General features: G+C 34.2%; 15 protein-coding genes and 2 tRNA genes. 4 read left to right on the top strand and 13 right to left on the bottom strand.

Annotated features, from left to right (window positions below):
• Positions 1-74: 74 nt before the first annotated feature.
• The 5 genes from LQ189_RS00490 to ruvC form a co-directional block, all read right to left on the bottom strand.
• Positions 75-488 (bottom strand): response regulator, encoded by a 414-nt coding sequence (locus tag LQ189_RS00490; RefSeq protein WP_230153836.1) that lies wholly within the window; start codon positions 486-488, stop codon positions 75-77.
• Positions 489-607: 119 nt separating this feature from the next.
• A complete protein-coding gene (locus LQ189_RS00485) occupies positions 608-970 on the bottom strand; it encodes an MmcQ/YjbR family DNA-binding protein (protein WP_230153835.1) in 363 nt (120 codons plus the stop codon).
• A gap of 2 nt (positions 971-972) precedes the next feature.
• Positions 973-1731, bottom strand: a complete 759-nt coding sequence (locus LQ189_RS00480) for a cyclase family protein (protein ID WP_230153834.1) — start codon at positions 1729-1731, stop codon at positions 973-975.
• 92 nt (positions 1732-1823) lie between these two features.
• On the bottom strand, positions 1824-2957 hold the full coding sequence (hemW, locus tag LQ189_RS00475) for a radical SAM family heme chaperone HemW (RefSeq protein WP_230153833.1): 1134 nt from the start codon (positions 2955-2957) through the stop codon (positions 1824-1826).
• A 50-nt stretch (positions 2958-3007) separates the two neighbouring features.
• Positions 3008-3562 carry a crossover junction endodeoxyribonuclease RuvC gene (gene ruvC, locus LQ189_RS00470; protein ID WP_230153832.1) on the bottom strand — a complete coding sequence of 185 codons (555 nt, stop codon included), beginning with the start codon at positions 3560-3562 and terminating at the stop codon, positions 3008-3010.
• A 164-nt stretch (positions 3563-3726) separates the two neighbouring features.
• On the opposite strand from ruvC, the gene LQ189_RS00465 reads away from it, so the two are divergent.
• Together LQ189_RS00465 and LQ189_RS00460 are read left to right on the top strand one after the other, a co-directional pair.
• On the top strand, positions 3727-4689 hold the full coding sequence (locus tag LQ189_RS00465) for a hypothetical protein (protein WP_230153831.1): 963 nt from the start codon (positions 3727-3729) through the stop codon (positions 4687-4689).
• Between the two features lie 4 nt (positions 4690-4693).
• Positions 4694-5803, top strand: a complete 1110-nt coding sequence (locus LQ189_RS00460; RefSeq protein WP_230153830.1) for a glycosyltransferase — start codon at positions 4694-4696, stop codon at positions 5801-5803.
• Here LQ189_RS00460 and LQ189_RS00455 read toward each other — a convergent pair.
• From LQ189_RS00455 to LQ189_RS00445, 3 genes are read right to left on the bottom strand one after another with little or no spacing between them, the layout of a single operon-like run.
• Positions 5796-6509: a DUF4184 family protein gene (locus LQ189_RS00455; RefSeq protein WP_230153829.1), complete on the bottom strand. Its 714-nt coding sequence runs from the start codon at positions 6507-6509 to the stop codon at positions 5796-5798. The two genes, LQ189_RS00460 and LQ189_RS00455, sit on opposite strands and share 8 nt — an antisense overlap.
• 3 nt (positions 6510-6512) lie before the next feature.
• The gene (locus LQ189_RS00450; RefSeq protein WP_086452826.1) at positions 6513-6989 is read right to left on the bottom strand and encodes a hypothetical protein; all 477 of its coding nucleotides are present in this window, start codon (positions 6987-6989) and stop codon (positions 6513-6515) included.
• 43 nt (positions 6990-7032) lie between these two features.
• A complete protein-coding gene (locus tag LQ189_RS00445) occupies positions 7033-7419 on the bottom strand; it encodes a hypothetical protein (RefSeq protein WP_230153828.1) in 387 nt (128 codons plus the stop codon).
• A gap of 51 nt (positions 7420-7470) precedes the next feature.
• Between LQ189_RS00445 and LQ189_RS00440 the strand changes: the two genes are divergently transcribed.
• Positions 7471-7971, top strand: coding sequence for a DUF456 domain-containing protein (locus LQ189_RS00440; RefSeq protein WP_230153827.1), 501 nt, complete (start codon positions 7471-7473; stop codon positions 7969-7971).
• Between the two features lie 92 nt (positions 7972-8063).
• Here the strand turns inward: LQ189_RS00440 and LQ189_RS00435 are convergent.
• The 4 genes from LQ189_RS00435 to trxA all read right to left on the bottom strand — a co-directional run bounded on the left by LQ189_RS00435 (position 8064) and on the right by trxA (position 10001).
• A tRNA-Asp gene (locus tag LQ189_RS00435) sits at positions 8064-8137 on the bottom strand.
• A gap of 278 nt (positions 8138-8415) precedes the next feature.
• A tRNA-Asp gene (locus tag LQ189_RS00430) sits at positions 8416-8489 on the bottom strand.
• 86 nt (positions 8490-8575) lie between these two features.
• Positions 8576-9523: a DUF58 domain-containing protein gene (locus LQ189_RS00425; protein WP_230153826.1), complete on the bottom strand. Its 948-nt coding sequence runs from the start codon at positions 9521-9523 to the stop codon at positions 8576-8578.
• 160 nt (positions 9524-9683) lie between these two features.
• Entirely contained in the window at positions 9684-10001 is a 318-nt protein-coding gene (trxA, locus tag LQ189_RS00420) for a thioredoxin (protein ID WP_024980008.1), read from the bottom strand.
• Between the two features lie 651 nt (positions 10002-10652).
• Between trxA and LQ189_RS00415 the strand changes: the two genes are divergently transcribed.
• A complete protein-coding gene (locus tag LQ189_RS00415) occupies positions 10653-11537 on the top strand; it encodes an outer membrane beta-barrel protein (RefSeq protein ID WP_230153825.1) in 885 nt (294 codons plus the stop codon).
• Positions 11538-11678: 141 nt separating this feature from the next.
• Here LQ189_RS00415 and dnaE read toward each other — a convergent pair whose 3' ends face one another.
• Positions 11679-16223, bottom strand: coding sequence for a DNA polymerase III subunit alpha (gene dnaE / locus LQ189_RS00410; RefSeq protein ID WP_230153824.1), 4545 nt, complete (start codon positions 16221-16223; stop codon positions 11679-11681).
• Between the last annotated feature and the right edge of the window lie 368 nt (positions 16224-16591).

Raw genomic sequence — 16591 nt, 5'->3', positions numbered from 1 at the left:
TTAAGATATGAATACTTATGTTTTTAAACAACACATAATCACTGAGAGTTTATTAAAGATACCGTACATAATCCCTAATTTGTGATTAACTCATTTGCACTCCAATATTCAACAAGCTTAGTAACCCTATCCACATACTCATCGTATTTTAAGGGTTTTAGTAAATATCCTGCGATACCTATTTTATAACACTCAAACAAATCAGACCTATTACTTGATGTGGTCAATATAATGGCTGGAATGTATTTTAAATATTCATCTGACTTTAATATTCCTAAAAACTCTATTCCATTAATCTTAGGCATATTTAGATCTAAAACAATGATATCAGGAATCATTTCTTTTTCTTTTAAAATTGTAATAGCTTCTTCACCATTATTTGCTTCAACAATTTTATGGGTTGTTTTTAAATTGCTCAAAACTCTATTGAACTTCATTACTTCAATTTCATCGTCTTCTATTAGCAAAATATTTAGTGCCTTTGTCATGGTATTTAGTTGTTATTTTAAAAAACTAAAAGTACTAAAGTTATACCTAGCAATTGGGCTCAATCGGTAATACTGAATTTGATATAGACCAAAACCCATTTAGTGTCGATAAGTGGTCGTCATAAATTATGCTCTACTCGAACTTTTTTAGGCAAACTTTTACAAATTAATTCATAAGAATGCTGAATCAAGTTTTTTATCATATCATCTGGAACAGATTGATTTATAGCAATCGTGTTCCAATGTATCTTACTCATATGAAAACCTGGCTGAATATCATCATATTCTGCACGCAATTCAAGAGCACGCTCAGGATCACACTTTAAGTTAACAGCTGGATTGCCTTTTTCCCATTGGCTTAAAGACGATAGCGCAAACATTTTACCGCCTACTTTAAAAACCAAAGTATCTTGATCAAAAGGAAAATGTTCTGTCACACCTTTTTTTGAAAGGCAATATTCGTAGTAGGTTTCTAAATTCATAGCTATTGAATAAGGTATAAAACAGGTTTACTCGGACTAGCGTCATTCTCAAAAGAAGCAATCTGTAAATTCAGTACATAGCTACCGTCAAGAACTTCATCAGGCACATAAATCATCTCTGTAATCGTGCAATCTAATCGTGCATCAGGATTGAGATTATGAACATCGGTTACATTCCAAAAGGCTTTGTGTGCCACTAATTTCCCATCATCGTGTTCTTTGTCCACACTCGGTAAATCAATCAGCAAATGTTTAATTCCGCTTTCGCGAATGAAACGCGCGGCATCTTCAGCTAAATATGGCGGATTGGTATTCGAATATTTCAGATTCTTTTTGCTCTCTAAATTGGGTAATGTTCTAATAACAATTGCTTCAGGGAATTTCCCATTCAAAGCTTTTTCAATTTGATTTTTGGTAATCACTAAATCATCACCAATAATTTCCGGTTGAACCGAAATTAATTCGGCCAAAAAGAAAAACTGTTTCAAACATTGATTGATGCTGTAAAAGTCTCGGGTGATATGCCCCAAACACTCTGTGTGCGTTCCGTGTCCGTGTGGATTAAAGAAAATATTATTAAAGTTCGTTGATGATTTCCCTTCAGATACTTTCCCAATCCAATCCCCAAAAATAACGGGTTCAATTGTTGGTTTTTCAATATACCAAGCAATTGGGTTTTCATCAGTATTGGTTAATGGAATCGAAATATCAATGGGTTTTGATAGGTCGATATTAATGTTGTTGTTGATGGTTGCTATCATTTTTCTTTAAACACTAAGTTCACAAAGAAGGCACTAGGCACACAAAAGCTTAGTGAACTTTGTGCGTTCTTTGTTTCTTTGTGGTTAATTTGCTATTCCAAATTTAAGTAAAATAAGTCTGATGCAATTCCATCTGTCAAAAACTTTCCTTTGGGTGTTGGCTTCAAGATGTTGTTTTCAATAAAAACCAAATCATCATCAAGGAATTTCTTAGATTGTTTATTCATATATTCTAGATATTCGCTTCCAAATTCAGTTTGAATTCTAGTTAATGAAACGCCCCAAATAGTACGCAAACCCGTCATAACATATTCGTTGTAACGATCTGACACCGAAAGAATTTCTATTTCATTAGGTAATTTATCCTGCTGAATACCTTTTAAATACAAGGCATTATTTGCTATGTTCCAACTACGAGTAACACCATCATAACTATGTGCCGAAGGACCAATTCCGATGTATTTTTTACCCAACCAATAAGCCGAATTATTTTTAGAAAAATAATTGACTTTGCCAAAATTTGACAATTCATAATGTACAAAATTATTAGCCTCGAGCTTGGTAACCAAAATCATAAAATGCGCCTCGGCAACTTCATCTTTTGGAGCAGCAACAGCGCCGGTTTGAATTAGTTTTTTCAAAGCTGTTTTTGGCTCTACCGTTAAGGCATAACTGGAAATATGCGGGATTCCAAAACTCAAGGCTGTGTCGATATTTTGCTCCCATTTCTCATTGCTCATGGCAGGAATTCCGTATATTAAATCAAGAGAGATGTTATCAAAATATTGAGTAGCTACTTGCAAACATTTTTTGGCTTCAGCAGAATTATGAGCTCGATTCATCAGAAGCAAATCTTCCTCAAAAAAAGACTGAATCCCGATACTCAAACGGTTGATTTTACTTTTTGATAATTCGATAATGCGTTCCTCTGACAAGTCGTCTGGATTGGCTTCGAGCGTAATTTCGGGATTTTCAATTACTACATAATGACTATAAACCGTCTCAATCAAAAAATTAATTTCTTCTGAAGTTAAGACACTTGGCGTTCCTCCGCCAAAATAAATAGTCTCAACTTGTTCCTTTTCAAACTCGCTTTTACGCATTTGCAATTCTTTGGCAATAGCCAAAACCATCTCCTCTTTCTTCTTCATAGAAGTCGAAAAATGAAAATCACAGTAATGACAAGCCTGCTTGCAAAAGGGTATGTGTATGTAGATTCCGCTCATTTCTATAGTATTCAGTCACAGTCGCAGTTTACAGTTGCTGCGACTGAAAACTATTTCTTCACTCGTTCCTCATTTTGTTTCACAAAAGCATCCCAACCGGTATAACTTTTAGCACCAACCACTTTTCCTGAATTGAAAAAATGACAAACTGCTGCTGCCAATCCATCCGTACTATCGAGATTTTTAGGCAATTCCTTCAGTCCTAAAAGTTGTTGCAGCATTTTGGCTACTTGCTCTTTTGTGGCATTTCCGTTTCCGGTGATAGCCATTTTAATTTTCTTTGGTTCGTATTCCGTAATAGGGATATCTCTAGAAAGTCCCGCCGCCATGGCCACACCTTGGGCTCGACCCAACTTGAGCATCGACTGTACGTTTTTACCAAAAAAAGGGGCTTCAATTGCAATTTCATCTGGATGGTGAGTATCGATTAACTCAATCGTTCGTTCAAAAATGATTTTAAGTTTTTGATAATGATTGTCGTATTTAGACAATTGCAATTCGTTCAACTGCAAAAAATGCATTTTTTTATTGACAATTTTGATCAATCCAAAACCCATGATCATGGTTCCAGGGTCAATTCCTAATATGATGCGTTCGTTTGCCAATTCTTTTTAATTTATACTTTTTTGTTATTACACGAAGATGCTCTAATGAACCACAAAGGTTCACTAAGCCTACCATGCTTCTACTATTTTTGTAAATCTTCGCGAATTCTTTGTGAATCTCTGTGAAATAGCTTTTTCACAATAGTTTTCCTTTACTTTGCAAAATGATTTCAATTCCACACAAAACTAAGCAATTCCTCGTACTTCTAATCAAAGTTTTGATTGTGGCCGGTGCGTTTTATTTTATTTACAATCAACTAGCCCATAATGATAAATTAGATTGGCAAAAATTCATTGTTCTTTTCCAAAAAAACCAATCTATTACTGGAATTGCGTTTCTTTTATTGCTAAGTGTTTTGAATCGATTTTTTGAAATATTGAAATGGCAAAACCTAGTAGCATTTATCCATAAAATAACTTTAGGCGAAGCCACAAAACAAGTTCTGGGCGCACTAACTGCTGGTCTTTTTACGCCAAACGGAGTGGGAGAATATGCCGGAAAAGCACTGTTTTTTGAAAAAAAAGAAACTAAAAAAGTCATATTCCTAAACCTGATTTGCAACGGAATTCAAATGATTCTGACTGTTATTTTTGGGCTTTTTGGGTTGCTATATTTTAATGCACAATACCATGTGATTACAATAAAAACAGTTGCGTTGATTTTTGGAATGGTTTTACTCCTTTTTATCATTTTATTTTCGGTCAAAAAAATTACTATCAAAGGATATTCAATCGAAAAACTGATTCATAAAATTAATGAAATTCCAAAACCCATACATCAAAAAAACATCTTATTGGGTATTTGTCGCTATCTGGTTTTCTCGCACCAACATTACTTTTTGTTTTTAGCTTTTGATGTAAATTTACCTTACTTCACCCTGATTGCAACAATTTCATCCGTTTATTTTTTAGCGTCATCCTTACCCACTTTTCAATTTTTAGACTTTGCCGTTAAAGGAAGTGTTGCGGTTTATTTCTTTGGAATTCTAGGCGTAAACGAATGGATTGTAATTTTTATTTCGACTTTGATGTGGTTTTTAAATGTAGTTTTACCTGTTGTAATTGGTACATATTATGTTTTGAATTTTAATAGTAAATCCATAATAAAAGAAACTAAAAAACAATAAAAAGATGCTGTTTTCAATTATAGTTTCCCTCATCATACTTTTGTACTGCTTAGCAATACTGGCGTTAATTTATGGTTTTAAAAAGGTAAATACAATAAATTACTTGGGCTTAAAGCCAAAAACAAAATTCTCAATTATTGTTCCTTTCCGGAATGAAGCCGAAAATTTACCCATTTTATTAGAAAGTTTGTCGAAGTTGAATTATCCAATGGAATTGTTTGAGGTGATTTTAGTAGACGATGAATCGGAAGAGGTGTTCAGTCCCCAGTATTCAGTTCTCAAAGTTCGAATAATAAAGAATATTAGGGTTTCTAATTCTCCTAAAAAAGATGCTATAGTAACTGCAATGCAAATTGTGAACTCCAATTGGGTTATTACCACCGATGCCGATTGTATAGTCCCAGAAAACTGGTTATTAACTTTAGACAATTACATTCAGCTTCATGATGTAGCTATGATTGCAGGAGCGGTCACGTATGCGTGTACTAATTCATTTCTACATCAATTTCAGCAATTGGATTTGGCAAGTTTACAAGGCGCAACCATTGGAAGTTTTGGCATTAACAAAGGATTTATGTGTAATGGCGCCAACTTTGCCTATACCAAATCCTTTTTCCAAGACCTCAATGGTTTTGAAGGAAATGACAAAATTGCTAGTGGTGACGATGTCTTTTTACTCCAAAAAGCAATTGCAAAATCACCCGAAAAAGTGCATTATCTAAAGTCTAAAAACAATATTATCATTACAAAACCAATGAACGATTGGAAATCTTTGTTCTACCAACGCGTTCGTTGGGCTTCTAAAACGGGTTCTTATCAAAGTAGTTTCGGAAAAGGATTGGGATTGATCGTTTTTGCTGGGAATTTGAGTTGGGTGTTGATTCTTGGATCTTGGTTCTTAGTTTTAACTACTTTTCAAGATGTCATTTTAGCATCTACTTTCAAGTTCACTGTTGATACCGTTTTGATCTACAAAACCAATCATTTTTTATCTAAAAGGAAAATGCATCATTTGATTTTAAGCAGTTTATTTTATCCTTTTTTTAGCACAACCGTGGCTTTATATTCCCTATTTGGAAACTACGAATGGAAAGGCAGAAAATTTACTAAATAATTTTTTTATTTCTAAAAATCAAACCTGTTAAAGTAATAGCCAGTATTATTGAAGAAATAATAGTCACAATAACATTACCTATTTGATTCAATTGTGTTCCAAAATAAAATCTAAGAGTAATAAAAACTACAGTAAAAAAAATAGACAAATACCAATAATTAAAATTAACTATTTTACCGTTTTCATATTTTTCTGGAAGTTTATAAATATAAAACAAGATCCACAACAAACCAATAACGGAACTTGAATGCTGAGCTATTTTATAAAACGGAATTGAAAAAAACTTTAGATTAAAAAAATAAAATTGTTGTACTATAAAACCATCCCAATGCGTCATTGAATCCCATACTATATGAGTAACCGCTCCTAAAAAAAAGGATATCAAAACTACAAAAAAATTACTTTTGAAATAAAACAACCAATTGAATTTTCTTAATTCCTCTACCCTATTTTGAAGAAAATGAGGCAAATTTTCAATGAAAGGACGTTTTATAATTTCATGAAAAACAAACATAACTATAAACCCAAGAGGAAAATCAATTAGAAAAATTCCTAAAAAAGTATGACTAATTTCGCTTTGTATTTTCATTCTGAAAAAATATTCAAAATCAGGAGACATAGAGCCAACTATCAAAGCGGTAGCTGATAGTTTTTTATTTTTTAAAAAAGGCAAAAGTATGGCTGGGTGAGAAAATGTAAATGGCATTAACTACTCTACTTTTAAAATCACCGGAAGAACAAATTGTGTTTTCACTGGAACACCACGTTTTATGGCTGGATTAATTTTTGGAAAATCAACTAGACGAACTTTGAGTATGCTGTCAATTTTGATTTTGTCATACGCTATAGAATCTTTTGGAAATTGAGGTTCAAACTGCATCGTTGCATTTGGAAAAATAGTAACTTTAACTTCAATTGTATCCAGCTCAGGATAAAGAATTGAAAGCGTATCTACACTCAATTTCTCTTGAATCAATTGAGTTAAAACCTCAAAAAAACACTTTTGGCGCTGCTTTTTATCTTCTATTTTTTCACAATCTACCACAGATGGATACTCATCAACCTCTTTCCAATTGATGGATTTCAGTTCCTTTTCTAAAAGCTCTTGCTCTGAAGGAACAGGAGTCTCAAAATACTGACATGAGTGAAAAATAAGAAAAACTATTAAAAGATAATATGGCTTCAAAATATGTGTATTTGCTATTTTTTTTTAAAGGATAAAACTACAACTATTTTTTTTGCGAATTTTTGATTTTCAAATAATCCTCATAACTTTCAGCAAACCATTTATTCCTACTCTCTATAGCTACTGCTTTCTGGTCTGGGTATAAAGCTGCAAGACGTTCAGAGAATATTGCAATTCGAATCGTATAAGAATAAAACTCCACTTTATTTAAAACAGTTGGGCTTGCTTTTTTATCAAAAAATTCAAAAAAAAGCGCATCAAAATCTTTCATCGAAAAATTTAAAACTTTCATTTTATTCTTATTGTATATGCTATCTTTTACTAGAACATCTTTTTGATTATCAAAACCACTTTGAGCATAAATAGAATTACAACTACTCATAATTAGCATTAAGAACACTAAAAGTGACAAACTATTTATTGCTTTCATTTGAAAAATTCGAGTTATATTTATGTTGTACAAAAATACTAAAAATAAATTATGGATTTATTTCTTTTACTCCTTGGATTTTGTTGTGTCATTATCGGGATAATAGGGAGTTTTTTACCCGTATTACCAGGCCCTACAATTAGTTGGCTTGGGGTTGCATTACTTTATTTTACACATGCTGTACCCATGAACCACTGGATTCTTTGGAGTACCTTACTCATTACTATTGTAATTTCTATTTTAGATTACATTATTCCTGCCAAAGGAACTAAAAAATTTGGCGGCAGTAGTTACGGTGTTTGGGGTACCAATATTGGACTTGTAATTGGGATATTTGCACCAATCCCTTTTGGATTTCTTATTGGCCCTTTCTTGGGTGCTTTAATAGGTGAACTTATTTATGATTTTAAAGATCATAATAGAGCTCTAAAAGCCGCTACTGGCTCTTTCATTGGCTTCCTGGCCTCTAGCTTCATGAAGTTTGTTCTATGTATGGTTTTTTTAGGACTCTATATTTGGATTGTTTGGCAATACAAAGCAGTTTTGTTTTAATTTACGACATGTAAACTAAATACATAATAGCAACTATTTTATTTTACCAAACAAAAAAGTCTTTCTTTCGAAAGACTTTTTTTAAATACTAGCGGTCTGGACGGGACTCGAACCCGCGACCCCATGCGTGACAGGCATGTATTCTAACCAACTGAACTACCAAACCAGTATTATTTTATATCACTTTTGATTCTAAAATTTAATTTATTAACGAAATTAACTGAGGTTCAAACAATTAAGAACTAAATCCATTTCAATCTATAAATTAAAACCGTTCCTTCAAATTAAATCAAAAAAGCTATTCGCCGAGGCGAAAAGCTTTTCATTGGTCTAACTACTAAACCCGCTACGAGTTACAAATTCGTAGCAAACAACACAACTAACGTTAAAAACCGTAAAGGGGCAAAAAAGCCTTTCTGTTACGAAAGGCTTTCCCCAATATTGCGGTCTGGACGGGACTCGAACCCGCGACCCCATGCGTGACAGGCATGTATTCTAACCAACTGAACTACCAAACCTCTGCGTTATTGCGGTGGCAAAGATACAATAGATTTCCGTTTGCGCAAGCGTTTTTTAAAAATAATTTCAAAAAAATTATCACTTATTACCCAAAGTTTTGTTTTTCAGCTAAATATGTCATCATTATTTTTTCAAAATTTTCATCAACATGAACTGGAACGTACTTAATTCTGTTTTGTGAGCAAGTCATAGACAGCTTTTTTAAGTATAATTGCATCTGATTTTGGTATTCTTCTTGTACTGTATCTGAGAAAACAGCAACTTCTTCTCCTGTTTCCACATCAACAAACTTCCTAGGTGTGTTGTCAAATTCAAAATCAAGCTCCGTTTTGCCATCAATTACATGAAACAAGACTACTTTGTGCTTATTGTGCTTTAAGTGCTGTAGAGCACCAAATAAGGCTTGTTCTTTTTTAGAATCAACAGACTCATCAAAACTCTGAAACATATCCGTAAACAAGATAATCATAGACCTACGATGCATCTTCTCGGCTATTTGATGTAAATATGTTACGGTATCTGTACTTTTTGCAACCATAGGCTTTTGGAGTAAGCCTTCAAGGGCATTCAAAATCATTCTGTGGTGTCGGTCGCTTCCTTTTTCTGGCGCATAGTACTCATACGTATCCGAAAAAACACTTAAACCAACTGCATCTCTCTGTTTCTTTAATAAATTCATCAATACCGCTGAGGCCAATACTGAAAACCCTATCTTGTTCTCAAAAAAGTTTTGGTTCGCTAACAATTGAGGATAATGCATAGAAGACGAATTATCAATTATAATATGACATCTTAAATTAGTCTCTTCTTCATAACGTTTGGTATACAACCTATCGGTTTTGGCATACAACTTCCAGTCAATATGCTTTGTGCTCTCTCCAGCATTATAAACTTTATGCTCAGCAAACTCTGCCGAGAAGCCATGAAACGGACTCTTGTGCATTCCTGAAATAAATCCTTCTACAACCTGATTAGCCAGTAATTCAAGATGCTGGAAACTAGTAATTTTTTCTATTTGCGATTCAATCTTCATAATCCAAATATATTAAAAGATTAAATGATTTAAAAATTAAAGCGCCACATAACAAGATTAGCCCAAAATAAAACACAAAACTGTTCTTAAACAAAAAAAAGGTTTGACTTGCGCCAAACCTTTTCTATATCTAAAATTGATTCTAAAAGTTCAATGTTAATTACAACAAAGCGTCAAGACTATCTGCATACGTTTGCTTAGGAGCAACTCCTACTTGCTTTCCTACTACTTCTCCGTTATGAAAAACCAATACTGTTGGGATGTTTCTAACGCCGTATTTTGCAGCAAATTCTTGATTTGCATCAACATCAACCTTACCAACAACCACTTTCCCTTCGTATTCGTTGCTTAATTCATCAATGATTGGACCTACCATTCTACATGGTCCACACCATGCTGCCCAAAAATCTACCATTACCGGTTTGTCTGATTTCAAAACTACTTCTTCAAAAGTAGCATCCGTTATTGCTAATGCCATAATATATATTTTAAGTTTATGATTTGAATTTTTAAATATTCAAACTAGAGTACAAATTTATAAATTAAAAACAAATCAATCACTATTCCCAAATTAGTTTTGACTATTAATCTATTATCAATTCCTATATACTTACTTTATACTAGAAATTTATTTTCTTTTGGAGCTTTTTCCCGCTGTACGCTGTATTCCCGATAAATAAAAACTACGGCAAAAAAGCCTTATTTTTCTAAATCGGGAGATGCCGCTTCCATCAGGGCTAACTCTGTAATCAAATTAACAGAATTAAGCCATTTTTTTTCAATTATGTTACTAATTCTAAAGATATTTCACAGCTAACATAATTTAAGTTACTCTTCGTTTTAAATACTAGTTCTAATTCATAGTGATATTCAAAAATATTTAAATGCTTTTAATAAAATACATCGATAAAACAAACATAGTTATCAACAAATACAGACTAGTCACAAAATTAAATTACCTTAAACTTTTTTTTAAACTAAATAATAAATTCAAAGCACTTACGGATTAGACCTACTATTATTTTCCTATTAGTCTATACACTTTAATTCTACATATTTTTTTTTAAAACTATCATATATTAATCTAAAAAAAATTATTTTTGCCGAATAAACAATTTATCAAAATATAATGAACAAAATTTTATTTTTTATTTTAATGTTAGTTACAACGACCGCATCTGCTCAGTATTATGTTTCAGTGTCAGGTGGCTATTCTATACCTAGCTCAAGAATGATACTTGGAACTTCATTGAATAGTGACCAATCTATCGCAACAGTAAAAAAGGGCAGTTACGGCGAAGGATTCAATTCTCAATTTAGAGCTGGATATTTTTTTTCTGAAACTTTTGGAGTAGAGTTAGGATTTGCATACCTGCATGGTAATGACCAAAACGTAGATTCTTACAGAACTAATGTATCTGCCGCTAATGTTACTTCAATTGTGGAGCGAACTACAGGTACTGCGCATGCACGTGCATACGGATTAAACCTTGCCTTAATTTACAACTTTAACGATAATATTTATGGTAAATTTGGGGCGATTACAAAAATTGCGGGAGCAACTAAAGCTGAGTTTGTAAAAACAACCAATACAGCTTTTGGACCAATTATAGCAACAGGAAAAATAGATTATAGCGGAAGACTTCCACTAGGTTTTACAGCTTCTATTGGGTACAAACATAAAATTTCTAGTAATGTAAGCTTATTTGCTGAATTAGAATACTTGGGTATCAATCTAACAAGAGACTCATCAGAATATACTAAATTAGCCGTTGCATATCCAGCAGTTCCACAAGGTTCTTTAGATGGAGGCCAACCAGCTCAAACAATACCAGCCTATACATGGCAATTGGGTCAGGCCAATCATCCTGTATTCCCAACACCTACAAAGGACATTGAATATGTTGATTCTTTAGACCCATTAAATAAAGATCAATCAAAATCATTAACCTCTGTAGTCCCTTATTCTTCTTTTGGACTTAATATTGGTGTTATTTATTCTTTTGGAAAATAATTCACATCTCATTTTTAAACAAAAATGTCTCGCCAATGCGAGACATTTTTGTTTAAAATAACCATAACTAAACTAAAACAGCAATTTTAGATAATCATCATCTTTCATAACTATTCAAATAACTAACGTAATTAAATGATATTAATTCAATTTAAAGTTTACTTGCATTTTCTCCAATGCTATCAGTAACTCGTTTGAAATTCTAACTTTCAATTTTCTACTAGCCATTGCTAGCTTTGTAACTACTTTTATCTCCTCAACCTCTTCAACTTTTACAACTGTAGATGCTTCAGCTAGTTCTCCATTTACAGTATCAACCTCTTCTAAATCATCTGCAAAACTCATCTCTTCTGGATCTATATCTGGTGTTGCAACAGGAATTAATTTTTTTATTTTTTCTAGCTCCATTACTTCAAATGAAACGGTGTTATCTCCTTTATACTCCTGAAAAAGTCGACTTAAATTGTGAATAAAATCAGCATGTAAATCATTTATGTTAAGATATAAAATGAGTTTTTTGGCAAACGTAGCCAATACATCCTGCAATTGCTTAACCTCTACAAATTGCATTCTTGGCTCACTTTTTTTGCCTGTATCTTGATTGACCCAACCTTCTTTAATGAGCACTTTTATAAATACAAATTGATTATTGTATAAAAAATGATAAAACTTGAGGTACTCTTCTCCAAAAATTTTGAACTCAAAACTTTCTTCAAATCCCTCCAGTGTAAATATTGCCCAGTCCTTACCATTCTTAGCTGTTCGGCGTTGAAAATTACTTACAATACCTGCAAAAGTTAAATTCTTACCTACATATTGTTCCATATTTCTGAGCGCATCTAAACGAGCATTGCAAAAATATTTCATTTCAAATCTAAAATCATCCAGCGGATGCCCAGAAATATAAATACCTACAACCTCCTTTTCTCTTGATAACTTTTCCATCGTACTCCAATCTTCACATGGAGGCACAACTGGCTCAGCAATTTGCACCTCGCTAGCATCGCCAAACAAACTTACCTGAGAGGAATTTTCGTTTTCCTGGAACTTAGCACCATACCGAATCGCTTTTTCGTAAAACGTTATTCCGTCTCCATCATCATGAAAGTATTGCGCTCTCGTTGTATCGCCAAAAGAGTCAAATCCCCCAGCCAAGGCTAAGTTTTCTAACGCTTTTTTATTGGCAGCACGTAAATCAATTCGTTTGGTCAAATCAAAAATAGACTTGTATTTCCCGTCTTTTCTTTTCTCCACTATGGTTGCAACCGCTCCAGAACCGACACCCTTTATAGCTCCCATCCCAAAACGTACCGCATAATCATCATTTACAGTAAATTTATAGAATGATTCATTTACATCAGGACCCAAAACTTGCAAGCCCATTCGCTTACACTCTTCCATAAAGAACGAAACTTGTTTGATATCACTCATATTATTAGAGAGTACCGCAGCCATATACTCTGCAGGGTAATTTGCTTTTAAGTAAGCCGTTTGATAAGCAATCCAAGCATAACAGGTAGAGTGGGATTTATTAAAGGCATATTCTGCAAAGGCTTCCCAGTCTTTCCAAATTTTCTCCAGTTTATCTTCGGCATGCCCTTTGGCGGCAGCCTGACTGATAAATTTAGGTTTCATTTTGTCCAAAACGTCCTTTTGCTTTTTTCCCATTGCTTTACGCAAAACATCGGCATCACCCTTAGAGAAATCAGCCAGTTTTTGGGATAAAAGCATTACTTGCTCTTGATAAACGGTAATTCCGTAGGTATCCTTAAGTAATTCTTCGCAAGCTTCAAGATCGTAAATAATCTCTTCCTCACCATTTTTTCGCTTGACGAAACTCGGAATATAAGCTATCGGACCCGGACGGTATAAGGCATTCATGGCAATTAAATCGGGGAAAACCGTAGGCTTTAACTCCTTCATGTATTTTTGCATTCCAGGACTTTCATACTGAAAAATACCAACCGTTTCACCGCGCTGAAAAAGCTCGTATGTTTTTAGATCATCAATAGGAAACTCATCTGGATTGAGCTCAATTCCGCTTCGGTATTTTACTAGCTTAACGGTATCTTTTATCAACGTTAGGGTCTTCAAACCCAAGAAGTCCATCTTTAATAAACCAGCGCTCTCTACCACCGAGTTATCAAATTGAGTCACATACAAATCCGAATCTTTGGCCGTAGCCACAGGAACAAAATTGGTAATATCACTTGGTGTAATAATCACTCCACAAGCGTGAATCCCCGTATTTCTTAGATTCCCCTCTAAAACTTTGGCTTGCTGAATGGTTTCACCTCCAAGGTCATCTTCACTTGCAAGTCCTATTAATTCTTTTATTTTATCATACTCTTCCGGACGAACCGCCTTTTTTATGATGTCTTCTTTTTCATTTAAAAACCGAGCTAAATTCCACTTAGACGGCATCATTCCCGGAATCAATTTCGCAATTTTATCTGCTTCAAAAAGTGGTAAATCTAGTACACGAGCAGTATCACGAATTGCTGATTTGGTAGCCATTTTACCATAGGTGATAATTTGCGCCACTTGCTTGGAACCGTATTTTCGGATCACATAATCCATCACACTGCTTCGGCCTTCATCATCAAAATCGATATCAATATCGGGTAATGACACACGATCCGGATTCAGGAAACGCTCAAAAAGCAAGTTGTACTTTAAAGGATCTATATTGGTAATTTTCAAACAATAAGCCACCACAGAACCCGCCGCAGAACCCCTTCCTGGACCTACCGAAACGCCCATACTTCTGGCTTCGGCGATTAAATCCTGTACAATCAAGAAATATCCAGGATAACCAGAATTAGAAATGGTCAATAATTCAAAATCCAATCGTTCCTGAATTTCTTCAGTAATTACTGGATATCTTTTTTTAGCTCCTTCAAAAGTAAGATGTCTTAAATAGGCATTTTCGCCGCGCACTCCGCCATCAACGGCGTCTTCGGGATTATTAAATTCAACTGGAATTTCAAACTTGGGGAGCAATACTTCTCGTGCCAAATCGTAAATTTCAATTTTATCTACAATCTCCGAAATATTTGAAATCGCCTCAGGTAAATTTGCAAAGAGTTGCTTCATTTCGTCCCCAGACTTGAAATAATATTCCTGATTAGGCAATCCATAGCGATAACCGCGACCACGACCAATAGGTGTAGTTTGTTTTTCACCATCACGCACACAAAGCAAAATATCATGTGCATTCGAATTTTCTTTGTCTATATAAAAGATATTGTTTGTAGCCACAATTTTGACCTCATGTTTTCTGGCTAAAGCAACCAAAGAAGAATTCACCCTATTTTCATCTTCTTGATTGTGGCGCATGACCTCAATATAAAAATCATCCTTGAATTCATTTTTCCACCAGATCAAGGCTTCTTCGGCTTGGTTTTCACCAATGTTTAAAATCTTATTTGGTATTTCTCCGTACAAATTTCCAGACAAAACAATAATATCTTCTTTGAATTCCTGAATGACTTTTCGATCAATTCTAGGTACATAATAGAATCCTTCTGTGTATGCAATAGAGGACATTTTAGCCAAATTATGATATCCTTTTTTGGTCTTCGCCAAAAGGACTATTTGGTACCCATTATCCTTAACCGACTTATTTTTATGGTCTTCACACACAAAAAATTCGCAACCAACGATAGGTTTCATAGGAACTTCGGTAGGTTCCTCCCCGTTTTCAACAGCTGCTTTATTTTTAGCCACAGCTGCTTTATTGTGATTTAAAATATCACGCACAAAGTGAAAAGCTCCCATCAAATTCGCATGATCGGTCATGGCAACCGCAGGCATTTTTTGTTGGGCTGCCGCTTTTACTAATGCCGCAATACTAATGGTAGATTGCAATACCGAAAACTGGGTATGATTGTGCAAATGAACAAAGGGCGCATCAACTAAAACTTTCTTATTTTCTGAAAGGTCCTCTTTTGAAACAGTTGGCGCTTGCTTATCGCCAAATTGTTGTCGGATTTTATCTGAAGCCTCTTTTAAATTGATATGCTTTAACCCAATGAGTTTGATTTCGGTTGGGTTTTTACTTTGGAAATCTTTGAAATATGAAGCTGGAACTTCTAGTTCTTCTTTCGTAAAAATTTCACGACGAATTAATTCTAAAAAACAGCGTGTTGTTGCCTCCACATCGGCAGTAGCGTTGTGTGCTTCGCCAAAAGGTTTATTAAAAAGGTACGAGTGCAACTCCGTCAACGTAGGTAACTTGAATTTTCCTCCTCGACCACCCGGTAATTTTAATAATGAAGCAGTAACTTCAGTACATGTGTCTAAAATAGGCATCGAGCTCATTTGGCTTTCCACTCCCATTCGATAAAATTCGCAACCCATAATATTGATGTCAAAACCTAAATTTTGACCCACAATAAACTTCGCTTTACCTAAGGCTACGTTGAATTTCTCTAAAACTTCAGACAATGAAACGCCATTGGCCTCTGCCAATTCAGTAGAAATACCGTGAATTCGTTCCGCATCATACGGTATATTAAAACCTTCGGGCTTGACCAAATAATCTTGATGCTCGATGAGTTTTCCCATATCATCATGCAACTGCCAAGCAATTTGTATACATCTTGGCCAATTGTCTGTGTCAGAAATAGGAGCGCCCCAGCGTTTTGGTAATCCTGTGGTTTCGGTATCGAATATTAAGTACATAAATCCCCTCCCCAGCCCTCCCCAAAGGGAAGGGCGCCTAAACCCATAGATTTAGACTGTGTATTTAACTGGCTTTAAACACTTTAAAATTAATGAAAGTAGCAAAAAATGAAATTCAAATTTAGTTTTTTTTGAGTAGAACTGAAGCTATGTTAACAATAAAAAACAAATTTATTTTCCAAGACTATTCTCCTACTAAAACCAAAATCACTTGGAACAAATCGTCTAAAACGTAATTTATAATAAACATAAAAGACCACATATTGATTTTTGGATGTCGTAGTATTTCATCAAAAAAAAAACTAAATACAAATGAAAAACAACCAACTTATTCCTAAAATTAGGTTTAAAAAAAGCTTCGTCAAAAG

It is taken from the genome of Flavobacterium sp. CECT 9288, assembly GCF_918731615.1.
In the GTDB taxonomy this organism is placed as follows: Bacteria; Bacteroidota; Bacteroidia; order Flavobacteriales; family Flavobacteriaceae; genus Flavobacterium.
Note: the sequence above shows the minus strand (reverse complement) of the source record. Positions and strands in the feature narration are given on the sequence as shown.